At 38.5% G+C, this 17,208-nt stretch carries 18 protein-coding genes; all 18 read right to left on the bottom strand.

Annotation, left to right across the window (positions count from 1 at the left end):
• Positions 1-18: 18 nt before the first annotated feature.
• Positions 19-903, bottom strand: a complete 885-nt coding sequence (gene dprA / locus MW695_RS05055) for a DNA-processing protein DprA (protein WP_247103951.1) — start codon at positions 901-903, stop codon at positions 19-21.
• 202 nt (positions 904-1,105) lie between these two features.
• Complete coding sequence (gene sucD, locus MW695_RS05050) at positions 1,106-2,020, bottom strand: succinate--CoA ligase subunit alpha (RefSeq protein ID WP_247103949.1); 915 nt, start codon at positions 2,018-2,020, stop codon at positions 1,106-1,108.
• A gap of 18 nt (positions 2,021-2,038) precedes the next feature.
• On the bottom strand, positions 2,039-3,199 hold the full coding sequence (sucC, locus tag MW695_RS05045; protein WP_247103948.1) for an ADP-forming succinate--CoA ligase subunit beta: 1,161 nt from the start codon (positions 3,197-3,199) through the stop codon (positions 2,039-2,041).
• A gap of 209 nt (positions 3,200-3,408) precedes the next feature.
• Entirely contained in the window at positions 3,409-3,570 is a 162-nt protein-coding gene (locus MW695_RS05040; RefSeq protein WP_247103947.1) for a hypothetical protein, read from the bottom strand.
• Positions 3,571-3,625: 55 nt separating this feature from the next.
• A complete protein-coding gene (locus MW695_RS05035; RefSeq protein ID WP_247103946.1) occupies positions 3,626-3,913 on the bottom strand; it encodes an EscU/YscU/HrcU family type III secretion system export apparatus switch protein in 288 nt (95 codons plus the stop codon).
• Entirely contained in the window at positions 3,910-5,568 is a 1,659-nt protein-coding gene (locus MW695_RS05030) for a hypothetical protein (RefSeq protein WP_247103945.1), read from the bottom strand. Before MW695_RS05030 ends, MW695_RS05035 begins: the two co-directional genes overlap by 4 nt.
• A gap of 60 nt (positions 5,569-5,628) precedes the next feature.
• On the bottom strand, positions 5,629-6,396 hold the full coding sequence (locus MW695_RS05025) for a ribonuclease HII (protein ID WP_247103944.1): 768 nt from the start codon (positions 6,394-6,396) through the stop codon (positions 5,629-5,631).
• Between the two features lie 188 nt (positions 6,397-6,584).
• A complete protein-coding gene (ylqF, locus tag MW695_RS05020) occupies positions 6,585-7,433 on the bottom strand; it encodes a ribosome biogenesis GTPase YlqF (protein WP_247103942.1) in 849 nt (282 codons plus the stop codon).
• Between the two features lie 8 nt (positions 7,434-7,441).
• Positions 7,442-8,002 (bottom strand): signal peptidase I, encoded by a 561-nt coding sequence (lepB, locus tag MW695_RS05015; RefSeq protein ID WP_247103940.1) that lies wholly within the window; start codon positions 8,000-8,002, stop codon positions 7,442-7,444.
• A 201-nt stretch (positions 8,003-8,203) separates the two neighbouring features.
• Positions 8,204-8,548, bottom strand: coding sequence for a 50S ribosomal protein L19 (gene rplS / locus MW695_RS05010; RefSeq protein ID WP_247103939.1), 345 nt, complete (start codon positions 8,546-8,548; stop codon positions 8,204-8,206).
• A 110-nt stretch (positions 8,549-8,658) separates the two neighbouring features.
• Positions 8,659-9,408: a tRNA (guanosine(37)-N1)-methyltransferase TrmD gene (gene trmD / locus MW695_RS05005; RefSeq protein ID WP_247103938.1), complete on the bottom strand. Its 750-nt coding sequence runs from the start codon at positions 9,406-9,408 to the stop codon at positions 8,659-8,661.
• Positions 9,405-9,926 carry a ribosome maturation factor RimM gene (gene rimM / locus MW695_RS05000; RefSeq protein WP_247103937.1) on the bottom strand — a complete coding sequence of 174 codons (522 nt, stop codon included), beginning with the start codon at positions 9,924-9,926 and terminating at the stop codon, positions 9,405-9,407. The genes trmD and rimM overlap by 4 nt, the downstream gene beginning before the upstream one ends.
• 178 nt (positions 9,927-10,104) lie before the next feature.
• Entirely contained in the window at positions 10,105-10,332 is a 228-nt protein-coding gene (locus MW695_RS04995; protein ID WP_247103936.1) for a KH domain-containing protein, read from the bottom strand.
• A 21-nt stretch (positions 10,333-10,353) separates the two neighbouring features.
• Positions 10,354-10,626, bottom strand: a complete 273-nt coding sequence (gene rpsP / locus MW695_RS04990; protein ID WP_035340536.1) for a 30S ribosomal protein S16 — start codon at positions 10,624-10,626, stop codon at positions 10,354-10,356.
• A gap of 87 nt (positions 10,627-10,713) precedes the next feature.
• Entirely contained in the window at positions 10,714-12,069 is a 1,356-nt protein-coding gene (ffh, locus tag MW695_RS04985) for a signal recognition particle protein (RefSeq protein ID WP_247103935.1), read from the bottom strand.
• Between the two features lie 11 nt (positions 12,070-12,080).
• Positions 12,081-12,389: a putative DNA-binding protein gene (locus MW695_RS04980; protein WP_252120663.1), complete on the bottom strand. Its 309-nt coding sequence runs from the start codon at positions 12,387-12,389 to the stop codon at positions 12,081-12,083.
• A 111-nt stretch (positions 12,390-12,500) separates the two neighbouring features.
• Positions 12,501-13,493, bottom strand: a complete 993-nt coding sequence (gene ftsY, locus MW695_RS04975; protein ID WP_247103932.1) for a signal recognition particle-docking protein FtsY — start codon at positions 13,491-13,493, stop codon at positions 12,501-12,503.
• Positions 13,494-13,503: 10 nt separating this feature from the next.
• Entirely contained in the window at positions 13,504-17,070 is a 3,567-nt protein-coding gene (gene smc, locus MW695_RS04970; RefSeq protein ID WP_247103931.1) for a chromosome segregation protein SMC, read from the bottom strand.
• Positions 17,071-17,208 lie beyond the last annotated feature (138 nt).

Below are 17,208 nucleotides of genomic sequence, written 5' to 3'. Positions count from 1 at the left end.
AACGATAATTTGACAAAATTATTCATGGAAGCGGGGTAATTCTTCAAGTAAATCATGACTATTTAAGATCAACTTTGCTCCTTCTTGGATAAGTCGATTTGTACCCTTAGATGTGTCCGAAAAAATAGAACCTGGTACAGCAAAAACATCCCTACCTTGTTCTAACGCCTGATCTGCCGTAATCAACGAGCCACTTTTTTCTTTTGCTTCGACAACTATAATTCCTTGGGATAGTCCACTAATAATACGATTCCTAGCAGGAAAATGCCACTTACGCGGAGAGGTGTGGGGAGGATATTCAGAAATGACACAATTATTTTTCGACATTTCTATATATAGAGCTTCATTCTTCTTAGGATAAATATGATGAAAGCCTGAGCCTAACACCGAAATGGTTTTTCCGTTATAGAAAATCGCTGCTTTATGAGCCAATGTATCGATACCTTCAGCAAGACCACTAATAATCGTCCAATCTTCTCTAATCAGTGGGTCTACTAAATGATAAACCTTTTTGGAACCTTCGTTACTCGGCCGTCTTGTTCCAATAACAGCTATACACTTTGAATGGAACAAATAGTCTATTCTACCTTTTACATAAAGAACAAAAGGAGGATCGTGAATGGTTTTTAATGAAAGAGGATAGTTAGAATCTAAAATCGTAATCGGGATAATTTGTTGCTTTTCATATTGATGAATGAGGTCACTAGGAGGACAAGCATGGAGGTCATGGTGAAGAGCTATCGCGCGTTGATCGGTTAATTGAAATGCCTTTTGAAGTTGAGGGATCGTATAAGTATAAATCGTCTTTAAGTCAGGATCTTTTTTTAATAGGTAATAAAGTAATTTCCACGTCATACCTCGACAGCTGTGCAGATGAATGAATCGATTACGCCAATCATCCATAACAAACTCCTTTCCATCACGCGTGTCATTAGATTAAGTAGAAAAGAGACTGAGACAACAGTGTTTCAATTCATGAGAATCCGAAAAGAATAGATGGCGTTGAAAATAAACCGCTTCTGAAATATACTTCATCCACAATGTTCTCACAACGTTCAGATACTCAGATACACACATGCGCTCTGTCTCGGCCTCTTTCTTCTCTTTACTTGGCTACTTTATGAGTCGTACATTTCTCTAATAAATCATTCGCTTTTAATACAGAGATAAGCGTCTCACCCATTACAGATGGTGTTTCTGCAACTTTTATACCGCAGCTCTCAAGCGTTTTAATCTTTTCAGATGCTGTACCTTTACCACCTGAAATAATTGCTCCAGCATGGCCCATACGCTTTCCTGGAGGAGCTGTTTGACCACCAATAAAGCCTACTACTGGCTTTTTCATGTTTGCCTTTACCCATTCAGCCGCTTCCTCTTCTGCTGTACCACCGATTTCACCAATCATAATAACTGCATACGTATCAGGATCTTCATTAAATTGTTCTAACACATCAATGAAGTTCGTTCCATTAACTGGATCTCCACCAATTCCTACTGCAGTCGATTGACCAATTCCATTTGTTGATAATTGATGTACGGCTTCATATGTCAGCGTACCAGAACGAGATACAACACCAACATGACCCTTCTTATGAATGTATCCTGGCATAATCCCAATCTTACATTCTTCAGGTGTGATCACTCCTGGGCAGTTAGGGCCTACTAGGCGTGTTTTCTTACCTTCAAGGTAACGCTTCACACTAACCATATCCATCACAGGAATTCCTTCTGTAATACAAATCGCTAAATCTAACTCAGCATCGGCAGCTTCCATAATCGCATCTGCTGCGAATGCCGGTGGAACATAAATGACAGTAGCGTTTGCTCCTGTTGCTTTTACTGCTTCTTCAACTGTATTAAACACAGGTATTCCTTCTACCTCTGTCCCACCTTTACCTGGCGTCACCCCACCAACGATATTTGTACCATATTCTACCGCTTGCTGTGTATGGAATAAACCAGTTGCACCTGTAATACCTTGAACAATTACCTTTGTATCTTTATTAATGAGGATACTCATTCTCCACGTCCCGCCTTTCTATTGTACTAATGACACGATTTTTTGTGCGCCGTCAGCCATTGAATCAGCTGCTGTAATATTAAGACCAGATTCGTTTAAAATCTTCTTACCTAGATCAACATTCGTTCCTTCCAAACGAACAACTAAAGGAATATCTAAACCTACTTGCTTCGTTGCCTCAATAACACCTTCTGCAATAATATCGCATTTCATAATGCCTCCAAAGATGTTAACGAAGATACCCTTAACGTTTTCATCGGATAGGATAATTTTAAACGCTTCTGTTACTTTTTCAGCTGTCGCGCCACCACCTACATCAAGGAAGTTTGCAGGATCGCCATTATAGTGTTTAATTATATCCATCGTTGCCATTGCTAATCCAGCACCGTTAACCATGCAACCGATGTTGCCATCTAAAGAGATATAACTTAAATCATATTTAGAAGCCTCGATTTCTTTTACATCCTCTTCTTCAAGATCACGGTACTCAAGAATGTCCTTTTGACGGTATAATGCATTTGAATCAAAGTTTAATTTCGCATCGAGAGCCATTACTTTACCATCACCTGTCGTAACAAGAGGGTTAATTTCAGCAATGGAACAATCCTTTTCAATAAATACTTTGTATAGACCCATCATAAATTTAACAGCTTGACCAACTAGCTCTTTTGGAATATTAATGTTAAATGCTAATCGACGTGCTTGGAATCCTTGAAGGCCAACAGCAGGATCCACAACTTCTTTAAAAATTTTCTCAGGAGTTGCTTCAGCTACTTCTTCAATTTCGGTACCGCCCTCTTCAGATGCCATCATTACCACTCGTGAAGTCGCACGATCTAAAACAAGTCCTACGTAGTACTCATTTTTAATATCGCATCCTTCTTCAACGAGTAAGCGCTTTACTTCCTTACCTTCTGGACCTGTTTGATGAGTAACAAGCGTTTTTCCTAAAATTTCGTCAGCGTATGTACGAACTTCATCAAGGTTCTTCGCTACTTTAACTCCACCCGCCTTACCACGGCCACCTGCGTGGATTTGCGCCTTCACAACTGAAACACTTGATCCTAATTCCTTCGCTGCCTCTACTGCTTCTTCAACAGAAAATGCTACTTTCCCATTCGGCACAGCAACACCATACTTACGTAGAAGCTCTTTTCCTTGATACTCGTGGATATTCATTCTCTCTCCAGCCTCCTATCAATTACATGTATGCCGTAGCATCACTTCAAGATTTGTATGAAATCCTCTACCATTTTATCATGGATTGGATTGTTATGGGAGATAAAACCCTTACAAAAAAAAAGAATTTAAAAAAATCGATGAATTCTGTCTTTTATTAACGACTTTTATCAAATGATCGAAAAAAGCGAGCATGCGTGATGCTCGCATCATTCATTTTTTCCTTTTATTAGGGGATCTTCCTTGTGCTGTTTTTCTTTTTGGCTCTTATTTGATTTTTTCTTAAACATTATGGCTTTCGCATCCATTTCTTGTACACTGTGAGGATGAAGCTCATGACCAAATTCTTGTTGTTTTTCCCTGTTTTTCATACATTCCCTCCAAATGAATCTGCCTCAATACTTATCATACTCAACTTAGTGGTGATCATTCACCTTGAGTTGAACGATGCTGATCCACTTGATAAATATATGAAAAAACCTCCGCTACTACCTCATATAATTCATTTGGAATAGCTTGATGTATCTCTAATTGCGATAACAATTCAACTAATGAAGCATCCTCCTGTAAGGGAATTGAATGCTCATTTGCTCTAGCTATAATTCCCTCAGCGACATATCCTTTTCCTTTTGCCATTACTTTAGGAGCAGGCTCAAGTGCTGGGTCATACCGAAGGGCAACAGCATGCTTACGTTTAGAACCTTGTTCACTCATATGCGAACATCAACTCCTCTATAAGTTGAATAGTTTTGATCACTTGTTTGTTGTTTTTGCTCTACCTCATTTAACTTTTTCCAATTAACAGAAAGGAGCTGATACTCTTTTTGCTGTAATGCATTTCTTAACGTTGGTGTTAAAAGGCTGATCAATGAATGAGGTTGATCATGCTCATTATGAATCGTTACCGATACAATTCGATTTTGAATCATGACATCAACGACTGTCTCTTGCAAATGTTCTAACGTTAAATAAAATAAGATTCGGCAATAATCAGGGTTTAATTGTCCATCTTCACTCTTTTGGCCTTCCCATTGCATCGTCATATTTGTATGGAATGCTCCTAGCTGTAAAGGAATTGAAAAAACATACTGATGAAATGCTCCTAATTGCTCATGTGATAGAAGTTGCTGAGCTGTCAATTTATTCACAATTGTTGATGCTACTGTTTGAAGGTCCGTCATCCCATTTTGTTGCTGCATCGTTAGTAGCATAGCCTTAAGATTTTGCTGAGCACTTGTAAGGGGTGTCAGTTCATTTGCTTGAAGGTTCTTCATTAGAACTTGTTCGTAATCAAACCCTAGTAATGAGCCTAGTAATTGAAACTGAGGCATTTGCATCCGACTTCTTTCTCCCCCATACAATTGCATAAGTAGGTGTCTTTCCCCTTGAGAGAGTGTTTCAGAATGGAGACTATTTAATCTTGACTCTATCGCTTCTAGTGATCGGTGATTAGAGATTTGCCGAATAAACGAAGCGATTTCACTGTTACGCATTTGTGAAATAAATGTGATGAATTCGTTTTTTTGTCTTCCCTCTCCTCCATTTGCCTGGTTGAGTCCAAACGCAGGATAGGATTGTTGAGATCTTAGTGCTTGAATAAGCTCTTCTTGGTTCAAATGAATCCCCAGACGTTGTAAAATCATGCGAGCAGATTGTTCTTCATTTATTCCTTCACTCAACGCAGTGATGAATAATTGTTGAATAGGGGAATGTGATGATTTTGACACAGTCGAAGCTTGCATAATTGATTGTAATTGCTGAAGCCATTTCTTTGAGCGAGAATCACTTGATTCGCTGAGAAGCTTAATCAACGATTGTAATTGCACGGATAAATCCTCTGTATTTCCATGAGACCAATAAGCATCGAATACCGCAGGAGTTAACGGTAAATTTCGCTGCACCATTTGTCCAATGAGTTTCATTGTTTCATCTGATGGTAACGGTGAATGATTCAAAAGCTGTGAGCTTGCTTGAATCATATCTCTAGAAAAAGAAAGACCTTGTCTTTGAAACGCTGTAATGACCGTTTCAGCTTCCTTTATATGAGAAGCTCCTAAATGACGCAGTAAATCAGCGATTGATGAAGCTTGCTGTTGATTAGCTCCCTGCGATTGATTAGAACGATACTCCAACACTTTCAAACGGGGTAATCCTTTGCTTTCCTTCACCTCAAACCAATAACGTTCACCAGCTATTAGCGCTGCCTCTAAAACCCCTGTCATTTTCATCCCATTAATTTGTAAGGAGGCTAAATGATTCGGAAATAGCTTTAGTACTTTCCCTTGAAAAATTTGACCTGGTGTGAATGAAATGGTTCGTACTTGCTGCTGAGGTGAATGTATTTGTTGAGTAGATTGATTTTGAATCATACGACCACTCCTTTCATATAAGGGAATAATTTGCGAGGAATCAACTTTTTCAGTGCTCTTCTATGTTGCTAATAGATCAATAATTGGTTTAAATGATTGACGATGCTCTTTTGTGACACCTAAAATCTCTAATGCTTCAAGATGTTCTTTCGTTCCATATCCTGCATGATTAGCAAATCCATAGCCAGGATATTGACTTTCTAACTCCTCCATATAGCGATCACGGGCAACTTTAGCAAGAACAGAACTAGCCGCAATTGATATACTTTTTTGGTCACCTTTAATAATAGACGTTTGATTAGTTACTACCGGTAATGTCATCGCATCAACAAGTAGATGGTCTGGTTCATATTGTAGCTTTTCAATTGCTTGACACATCGCTTTTTTCGTAGACTGATAGATATTCATTTGATCAATTTCTACCGCATGTACCATTGATATCGAATAAGAAACTGCTTCCTTTTTAATATGGTCAGCAAAGGCTTCTCTTTTTGCCTTCGAAAGCTTCTTAGAATCCGTTAGACCTAATAACTTAAAATCAGCAGGTAAAATAACTGCACAAGCGACTACTGGTCCCGCTAATGGTCCTCTGCCGACCTCATCGATTCCAGCAATCATATTGGATCCATTCTCGAGTAGCTTTTGTTCATAAACAGTCATTTGTCTGTGCATGTTTTCAAGTTGTCTTTCTTTCTCTTGCCGTCTTTTAAAGGTTTGTAATAGTCTTTGAGCACCTTTTCGACCATCATTTTTTAATAGTAAAATACATTCTTCCATATCCTCATTGCTTTTTAACTTCATCTCTATTTCTTTAAGAGATAATCCCATGACTAATGTCTCCTTGTTATATGTATCGGATTAATGAACCCATTTCTTAATTGCGTCACGCATAGTTGTTATAAAAAGGTCGATCTTTTTTTAAAATGTAAGGTAGTGTTTAACATACGAAGCCTATGCCATCTAGCCAGTAAAAATGACACCTACATCCAACGTAATAGATGTAGGTGTATGTGAGGTTATTCTTCTACTCGCTCTAATGTAACCTGTCCTAAAGTTCCAGCACGTAGCTCTCTTAAAATAATCTCTGCAGCTTTATCGTAATCAACATAACCACCACTTATTAAACAGCCACGCTTTTGACCGATTTCATCAAACAATTCAATTGGATCTTCAGGTATTTCATCCAGCTTATAACGCTCCTTCAAACGATTTGAATAATAAACCTTCATATTTTTTAAGACAAATAGGGCAATGTCTTGAAAATCAAGGAGCTCATCTTTTATAGCACCTGTAGCTGCTAGCAAGTACCCGGTTAATTGATCCTCGAACTTAGGCCATAAAATACCTGGTGTATCTAACAATTCAAGAGTTTTCCCTACTTTAATCCACTGTTGCTGCTTCGTTACACCTGGACGATCTCCTACTTTGGCCGTTCTCTTCGACGCAAGTCTATTAATTAGCGTAGACTTCCCGACATTTGGAATACCTAAAATCATCGCCCTTATCGCTCTCGGCTTCATCCCTTTTGCTTTTAATTTTTCAATAAGCGAAGCCGCAAGCTCACGACATGCTTGTGCGATTTTTTCCGTTCCTTTTCCGTTTTGACTATTGATTACTAATACTTTCAAACCCGCGTTTTCAAAATAATGTACCCACTCTGTCGTTACAGCAGGATCTGCTAAATCAGCCTTATTCAATAAGATAAGACGTGGTTTATGTGAGGTTAGCTCATCAATCATCGGATTTCTCGAAGCTAGCGGAACACGAGCATCCACTAACTCAATGACTACATCAATTAATGATAATTTCTCTGTTACTTCTCTACGTGCTTTTGCCATATGGCCTGGAAACCATTGAATTGTCATATCATCACCTACTCCGCCATTCTTATGTTTGATAAAGGCCAGAAAACAATATTAGCCCTCCCAATTACTTCATCCATGTGTACCGTGCCAATATCTCGACTGTCTTTGCTCCTGCGACGATTATCACCTAATACAAAAACTTGGTCATCGGGAACAATAATCGCCTCGAAATCATGTGTAAGATTCTCTGAAGGATAAACAGTTCTTAGCTCATCTAAATAAATCTCAGCAACCTCTTCTCCATTTACATATAATAAATCGTTCTCAAATTTAATTTCATCACCAGGTAATCCAATAATTCTCTTTATGTAATCTTTTCCTGCCGGAGCGTGAAACACAATAATATCAAATCGATTCGGTTCGCTAAATGTATAGGCTATTTTATTAACAATCATTCGATCACCGTGCTCCAATGTTGGTACCATCGATTCTCCATCAACAATCACCGGTGCAAATAAAAATTGTCGAATGATAAACGCAATCGCAAAAGCAATGAGTATCGCTTTTATCCATTCCCATGATTCCTTTTTTCCTTCTTTTTCTTCCTCTATTAAGGTTTCTTCACTCATAAAGGCGCCCTCCATTTTCCGACTAACAAGCTTTAGTTTATCATACCTTTATAAAAATCTCATGCCCAAAATAAGACTTGGCCTATTATTATAAAGATACTTATATGAAAATGAAAAGAGGGCATTCAAAATAAGGCTAGCACCTCATATGAACACCCTCAACTCAATTATTTTTTCACATACGAAAAGCACTTTTGCTGCTTAACGAATTTCTTTAATACGAGCCGCTTTACCGCGTAGGCTACGTAAGTAATAAAGCTTAGCACGACGTACTTTACCGCGACGCTTCACTTCGATCTTATCAATCTTCGGTGAATGTAATGGGAATGTACGCTCAACACCTACACCATAAGAAATCTTACGTACAGTGAATGTTTCACTAATACCAGTACCACGACGTTTAATGACGACACCTTCAAAAAGCTGAATACGCTCACGAGTTCCTTCGACTACCTTAACGTGAACGGTTAACGTATCACCAGCGCGGAACGTTGGAATGTCATTACGTATTTGTTCATTCGTAATTTCTCGGATAATGTTGTTCATAACTTCCACTCCTTCCTTACAGATGCTCTTATCAGTCGAACCTGCAGCGGAACATCGTAATTACGGGCATTTAGCCACAAGCTTTATAATACCATAGCATTCATAACTTCTCAAGATGATTCATCTTTTTTTTGTGAAAATTCACGTATCCATTTCTTTTCTTCATCATTTAATTGCTTTCCTTTTAGTAAATCAGGACGTCGACTCCATGTTCTCTTCAATGCTTCTTTTCTACGCCACTCCTCAATTCGTTCATGATGACCAGAAAGTAATATATCTGGGACTACATTTCCACGGAAATTAGCTGGCCTTGTATATTGAGGGTGTTCCAATAAACCCGTTGAAAAAGAATCTAGCAAAGCCGAATTAGAATTTCCTAACACACCAGGTAATAATCGAACAATACTATCTGTCATAGCCATTGCTCCTATCTCACCACCCGTTAAGACATAATCCCCTATCGAAATTTCTTCATCTACAAGATGCTCTCGAATTCGCTCATCATACCCTTCATAATGACCACAAATAAAAATCAAATGCCCTTTTTGAGTTAATTGTTCTGCTTTTGACTGCGTATATGGCTCCCCTTGTGGGCAAAGAAGAACGACGTGGGGTTGTTCATACTCAGATGCTTGCTTCACGTGTTCGATTGCATCAAAAATAGGTTGCGGTTTAAGCACCATCCCAGCACCACCGCCATAAGGGTAGTCATCCACTTTTTGGTGTTTATCATTTGCAAAATGACGGTAATTAATCGTATTTAATGATACAATTCCAGCCTGCTGCGCTTTTTTCAAAATCGATGTTTCAAATACCCCATCAAACATTTCAGGAAACAACGTTAAAATGTCAATCTTCATTCAAGTAACCCTTCCATCAAATGAATCGTTATCTTCTTATCCGATATGGAAATGTCTTTAACAACATCATCAATATAGGGGATTAGAATGTCTTTGCCACCACTATTTCTTTGAACAATCCAAACATCATTAGCACCCGTTTGAACAATTTCCTTTACTTTCCCTATTGTTTCTCCTTCATCTGTCATAATGCTACAACCAATGATTTCATAATAGTAATACTCATCCTCATCAAGATCTGTTAAATACTCACTAGACACATATAATCTACACCCTTTAAATTTTTCTACATCATTGATCGAAAAGTAGCCTTCAAATTGAAGTAAATCAAACTGCTTATGTATGCGATGATGACTAACTGTTACGCTTATTTCCTCATTCGTTTGTACGCGTATCATTAGTTTAGAACCTACCGCGTATCGTTCATCACTGAAATCAGTTGATGAAATAACCCGTACTTCGCCTTTAACTCCATGGGTATTAACGATTTTCCCGACTCGAAACCAATCCCCATTCATCACTTTCCCTCCTTATTCGTAAATGTAGATTATGTCCCACTAATATAAAGAACGTATTTATAAATCAGGCATTATGTAACCTGAGACACATTTTATTATTTTAAGCAAAATGCAAAAAGTATAGTCATATATGTACAGAAAAAGGGTGAGGATTCCCCCACCCATTACTTGCACATTACTATTCCATGATGTCTAATTGAACACGCTTATACGATGAAGGTGAGGCATAGAGAATCGTACGAATGGCTTTAGCTGTTCGTCCTTGCTTCCCTATTACTTTCCCAATATCCTCGCGATGAACAAACAATTGCAACCGCAACATCTGTCCTTCCGTGACTTCTTCAATCCGAATTTCTTCTGGATGATCGACAATTTCTTTCACCATATGTTCTAGTAACGCTCTCATTAGATTCTCCTTTTCGAAGAATTACTTTTGATTTTTTGCATTGTGAAGCTTTTCCATTAAACCAGCATTTGAAAACAGGTTACGCACTGTATCAGAAGGCTTTGCACCTTTTAACATCCATTCAAGTGCTTTTTCCTCTTCTAGATCAACCTTCGCTGGCTGAGTTAATGGATTATACGTTCCAATTTCTTCAATGAAACGTCCATCACGTGGTGAACGAGAATCTGCTACTACTACACGATAAAATGGGGCCTTTTTTGAACCCATGCGCTTTAAACGAATTTTTACTGCCATTCGTTAAACACCTCCACTAAAATTTTAAATTATAATATATGATCAATTTTTATCACATACCACCGTACATGATAAAAAAGGATTTCACTAAAAAGGTAACTTGAATCCACCAAGACCTTTGCCTTTTTTCTTCCCTTTGCCTGAAGACATATTGGTCATTTGCTTCATCATTTTCTTCATATCCTCGAACTGTTTCAAAAGTCGGTTCACATCTTGAATCGATGTTCCACTTCCTTTAGCAATTCGTCTCTTTCTACTTGCATTCATGATGGATGGCTCTTGTTTTTCCTTTGTCGTCATTGAACGAACGATTGCTTCAACTTTACCAATTTGCTTTTCATCCACTTGTAAATCCTTCATGCCCTTTTTGTTCATACCAGGCATCATATTGAGAAGTTCATCTAATGGCCCCATATTACGCACCTGATCTAGTTGCTCGAGAAAGTCTTCGAACGTAAAATCCATCGTTCTCATTTTCTTTTCAAGCTGCTTTGCCTTGTCTTCATCAATATTTGTTTGAGCCTTTTCAATAAGTGAAAGGACATCTCCCATGCCAAGAATACGAGAAGCCATACGCTCAGGGTGGAACGCTTCAAGCTGATCGATTTTCTCACCCATACCTGCAAATTTAATTGGTGTGTTCGTAACAGCCTTAACAGAAATCGCTGCTCCTCCACGAGTGTCACCGTCCAATTTGGTTAACACTACTCCAGTCACATCCAATTGTTCATTAAAGCTCTCAGCTACATTAACCGCATCTTGCCCTGTCATTGCATCAACAACAAGTAGAATCTCATCAGGACTAGCTACCTCTTTTACTTGCTGCAATTCTTGCATTAACTCTTCATCTACGTGCAAGCGACCAGCTGTATCAATGATGACATAATCATGATGATCTTCCTTTGCTTTATCAATGGCTTGTTTGGCAATCTCAACAGGACTAACTTGATCGCCTAGGTTGAACACAGGCATATTTAGCTGCTTTCCTAACGTCTCTAGCTGTTTAATCGCTGCCGGGCGATAAATATCAGCAGCAACTAATAATGGCTTACGGTTATGATTTTTACGTAAATGGTTCGCTAATTTAGCTGTCGTTGTTGTCTTACCAGCACCTTGTAAGCCAACCATCATCACAACTGTCGGGGATTTTGGTGAAACAGCAATCTTACTCTGTTCTCCCCCCATCAACGCTGTTAATTCTTCGTTTACAACCTTAATGACTTGCTGTCCTGGCGTTAAGCTCTTCATCACTTCTTGTCCAAGTGCTTTCTCACGTACACTTGCTATGAATTGCTTTACTACTTTAAAGTTAACATCCGCTTCTAGCAAGGCTAAGCGAACTTCACGCATCATTTCTTTAACGTCTTGTTCACTAACTTTTCCTTTACCGCGTATTTTCGTTAACGTTCCTTGCAATCGCTCCGCTAAACCTTCAAATGCCATGTTGTCGCCTCCTAGTCTAATTTCTCAAGAGAGTCAAGCAGTGACAGAGTCTCTTCAGGAGTCGCATTTTGTTGAATCGTTGTTCGTAACTTCGCCATAAGATCTGTACGTTGCTCAAATTTGAACAATAGCTTAAGCTTATCCTCATATCCTTCAAGCATCACTTCTGTTCTTTTAATATTATCGTAAACAGCTTGGCGACTAACGTCAAATTCTTCAGCAATTTCACCTAAAGAGAAATCATCTAGGTAGTAAAGTGACATATACTTACGTTGCTTCTGTGTTAGTAACGACTGATAAAAATCAAACAAATAGTTCATTCGGAGCGTCTTATCTAACACATCATCAACCCCTTGTTAAGTGATTTCCCTTTACGAATCATTATCTTACACGAATGAAAAGTATGTGTCAAGTTTTTTTCTTAACAAGTACTAATGCTCCTTCTGTTCCTCCTCTTCAATGGCTTCTTTAAACAGACCATATACAAACTGTTCAGCATTAAAAGCTTGCAGATCGTCAACCTTTTCACCTAAACCTACAAACTTCACTGGAATATCCAGCTCATGCCGGATCGCTAATACAATTCCACCTTTTGCTGTACCATCAAGCTTCGTTAAAACAATACCTGATACATTCGTTGCCGAACTGAACGATTTAGCCTGTGAAAGAGCATTCTGACCTGTTGTCGCATCCAATACGAGTAGCACTTCATGAGGCGCGCCAGGAACCTCTCTTTCGATCACACGTTTGACCTTTGCCAGTTCGTTCATTAAATTCACTTTATTTTGTAATCTTCCAGCAGTATCACAAAGTAAGACATCCATATTCCTTGCCTTTGCCGCTTGTAGAGCATCATACATGACAGCAGCTGGATCAGATCCTTCCTGCTGCTTTATAACATCAACACCTACTCGCTCCCCCCATACTTCAAGCTGTTCAATTGCTCCAGCTCTAAAAGTATCACCCGCGGCAAGCAAAACTGATTTCCCTTCTGCTTTCAGTTGATTCGCTAGCTTCCCAATCGTTGTCGTTTTACCGACACCGTTTACTCCAACAAAGAGGATGACACTCATACCATTTTCATTTAATTGTAATGTCGTTTCATCTTGCTTCTCCAATAAACCTGCAAGCTTTTCTGAAATAACCGGTTGAATATCCTTTGTATCTTTAATATTTTGAAGTCTAACCTCGTCCTTGATCTCATCAATTAATTCCATCACTGTTGTAACACCAACATCTGACTCAATTAAGATCTCTTCTAACTCCTCAAAGAACTCTTCATCTACTTTGCGATAGCGTGATACAAGCTCATTCATTTTACCGACGACCGATTCTCTTGTCTTTTCTAATCCTTCTTTAAACTTATCTGTCACGTCTACCGTTTGATTTGTTATTTTCTCTTTCAGTTTTTTAAAGAAACTCATGTGCTCACACCTAACTTTCTATTAATTCTTTCGTTTCTTCCAAACGGACAGAAACGAGCTTTGAAACACCTGACTCTTCCATTGTAACACCATAGAGAACATCTGCTTCTTCCATTGTCCCACTTCGATGTGTAATGACAATAAATTGAGTCGCTTCACTAAACTCTTTTAAAAATTGTGCAAATCTACTTACATTTGCTTCATCTAATGCTGCTTCTACTTCATCAAGAACACAAAACGGAACAGGCCGTACACGTAATATCGCAAAAAGTAATGCGATCGCTGTCAATGAACGTTCTCCACCAGAAAGCAAACCTAAGTTTTGCATTTTTTTCCCTGGTGGTCGTGCCATAATTTCAACACCTGTATCAAGCAGATTTTCTGGCTCAGTTAGAACTAAATCGGCTTCCCCACCACCAAATAACTTTTTGTATATGACTTGAAAATGTGAGCGAATATGAACATACGTATCGTAAAATCGTTTAGTCATTTCTTGATCCATTTCAGTAATAACCCCATGCAGCGTCTCTTTAGCTTCTTGTAAATCGTTTTGCTGTGTCGTGAGAAAATCAAAGCGCTCACTCACACGGTCATATTCCTCAATTGCACCAATGTTCACTGTACCTAATTCATCAATAGAACGCTTCATTAGCCTTACCTTCGTCTTCGCTTCATTGGCATCGATCGTGAGCTGATAAGTTTGTTGCGCAGCTTCAAAGGAAAGCTCATATTCCTCCTGTATAGAAGATAAGCGATTATCTAGATCGACATCCATTCGATTAACCTTCACTTCAATCGACGTACACTCATTGCTAACAGCAGACTGTAATTGTTGCTTTTCCTTTTGCGTTTGTTCAACTTCTATTAAAAGCTGCTCTTGCTGTTCTCTTTCTTCTCGTAATGATGTAATGTGTACGGTTAATTCTTGCTTTTTCAACCTACTTTCACTAATCATTTCATTAATATGATCTTCACCATTTGTACGGTCAGACATTTCAAGAACTAAATCTTTATATTGATCATTAAGGTCACGATATTCACTCTCAAATTGTTCTTTCATCGTCCCCCAATAATCGACTTGCGAAGAAATCGCTTGGTATTGTTCTTTTATACGCGCAAGTTCAATTTTTCCAGTCGTTAATTGTTCTTGTAATGTTTCCTCAGATTCTTTTTGTTCTTTTTGTTTTTGCTCTAATGTTTTTACCCTTTGTTCTAATTGCTGACCTCTATCTACCATAACATCATAGGTTGAGTCTAACGTTTGAATCCGTTCAGTCATTTGACTAATCTCATTCGTAAAGCTATCTTTTTCTCGATCGAAGCGTGTGAATTGGTCTTTCGTCAATTCTAGCTCACGCTCAATGACTGTAACGTAAGATTTCATCTCCTGCCATTCTTGCCTAATGTTCTCTCCGCTTCCTCTTAATGATTCTCTCTTCTCCATTAATTGTTGAGAAACACTTTTTAACTCCTTCACTTCCTGTTCTAATGAATCGGCTACTTCCTTTAGATTGGAGAGCTTATTCTGTAAATCTTCTAGTTCTCGTTTACGACCAAGAAGTGGGGTTTGCTTTTGTTTCACCGCCCCTCCGGTCATCGAACCACCTGTATTAACAACATCTCCTTCTAATGTCACGACGCGAAAGCGATGTCCAACCCTCTTGGCTAACTCATTAGCAGCCTGTAAATCTTCAGCAATAATAACATTACCGAGCAGATGCTCTAATACAGGTCGATATCGCTCATCCGAACGTATTAAGCTCGCTGCAACACCTAAAAAACCTAAATGTTCACTCAAAGCCTGTACTTGGGCTGCCGGTATCGTCCTTGCCTTTAATACAGGTAAAGGTAAAAATGTCGCTCGTCCAATTCGATTCAGTTTTAAATATTGAATCGCCTTTCGTGCGTTCGCCTCACTATCCACAACAATATGCTGTGTTGCTCCACCTAATGCAATTTCGATCGCCGTTTCATATTGCTTTGGTACACGTAATAACTCAGCAACAGCACCGAGAATCCCTGTCAATTTACCATTTCGTTCCTTTAGGATTTCCTTAACACCATGAAAAAACCCAGAAAAGTCCGATTGCATTTCCTCCAATACATCTGCACGTGATTGGAGCTTTTGCTGAAGCTGAAAGGTTTCGTACAGCTTTGATTCCTTCTGTTGATACATCAACTCCTGCTTTTCAGCTTGACTCGAAATTCGCCGATATTCGTCCGTAATTCTTTCCAACTCTCGTTGCGTAATCGATTCTTTCTGCTTAGCTTCCTCAAGCTCTTTCAACCACTTTTGATGAACTTGAACAATATCTTCATTTTCTGTTAACAAACGTTGTTGCTTCTTTTTTTGATGATCAATTTGTTCTTCTAAGTAACGTTTTTCATTACGAATACTAGCTTGCTCATTCAAAACTTCAATATAGTCTGATTTTAATTGATCCATTTCATCTTCTAAATCTGTTGCAGAGCGATTAGCAAGCTGCTCCTTTTCTGAAACATTTCGCTTAAATTCATTTAAGCGGTTACGAATTTCTTGCTCTTTCTTCTGCTCTTCTTCGAACTTCTTTTGAGTTGACTCTAATTGGTCTTTCTTTTCAGCAATCGATTTCTCTAATTGCTCTTTATGTTGTGATGCATTTTTCCGTCGTTCTTTTAATACTTCTTTACGACCTTCATTCTTCTCTAACTCTTCACTAGAATGAAGGAGTTCATCCTGCATATTAGATAGACGTTGACTCATATTACTTAGATTCTCACGTATCGCAAGACGCTGCTCTTCTAAATCAATCAGTTCTTCATTTAGATGTTGAAGCTTCTCCGTATGTGTCGCCAGTTGTTCTTTTTTCAATAACCAATTCTCATGTAATTGCTCAATTTCAAAAACCATTAAGGCAATATCTATTTCTTTTAATTCCTCTTTAATCGCTAAATATTCCTTAGCAAGTGAGGCTTGTTCCTTTAGTGGCTCCACTTGCGACTCGAGCTCATTAAGTATATCTTCCACACGAAGTAAATTATCTTGTGTCTCGGTTAAACGTTTCTCGGCTTTGACTTTTCTCGTTTTGTATTTCAAAACGCCGGCGGCTTCTTCAAAAATGACACGACGATCTTCAGGCTTATTACTTAAAATTTCTTCTATTTTCCCTTGACCAATGATTGAATAGGCTTCCTTTCCAAGTCCAGAATCAAGGAACAAATCAACAATATCTTTTAATCGACAGAGTTGCTTGTTAATAAAATACTCACTATCACCAGACCGATAAACACGCCTCGTTACACTGACTTCACTATAATCGATCGCTATGTATTGATCCTCATTGTCTAAAATTAAGCTCACTTCAGCATAGTTTAGTGGTTTACGACTATCACTTCCAGCAAAAATGATATCCTCCATTTTTGCTCCTCTTAATGACTTTGCCGATTGTTCACCAAGAACCCAGCGTATACTATCTGAAATATTACTTTTTCCACTCCCATTTGGTCCAACGACTGCCGTTACACCTGGAACAAAATCAATATTAATTTTTTCGGCAAATGATTTAAATCCGACGACCTCTAGTCGTTTGAGGAACATAGTCTTCTCCTCCTAACTATGTATAACAACTAAATAATTTTATCATATTAACAAAAGAATTGACATATAGAGGTTGTTCAAAATGGGCGCTTTTTCCCTTTTTGAATAACCTCGAAGTAATGAGTGTAGTCGCTACAT

The sequence above is a fragment of the Halalkalibacter sp. APA_J-10(15) genome, from assembly GCF_023017105.1.
Classification (GTDB): domain Bacteria; phylum Bacillota; class Bacilli; order Bacillales; family Bacillaceae_D; genus Halalkalibacter.
The sequence above is the reverse complement of the archived record's forward strand: the minus strand, read 5'-3'. Positions and strand labels throughout refer to the sequence as shown.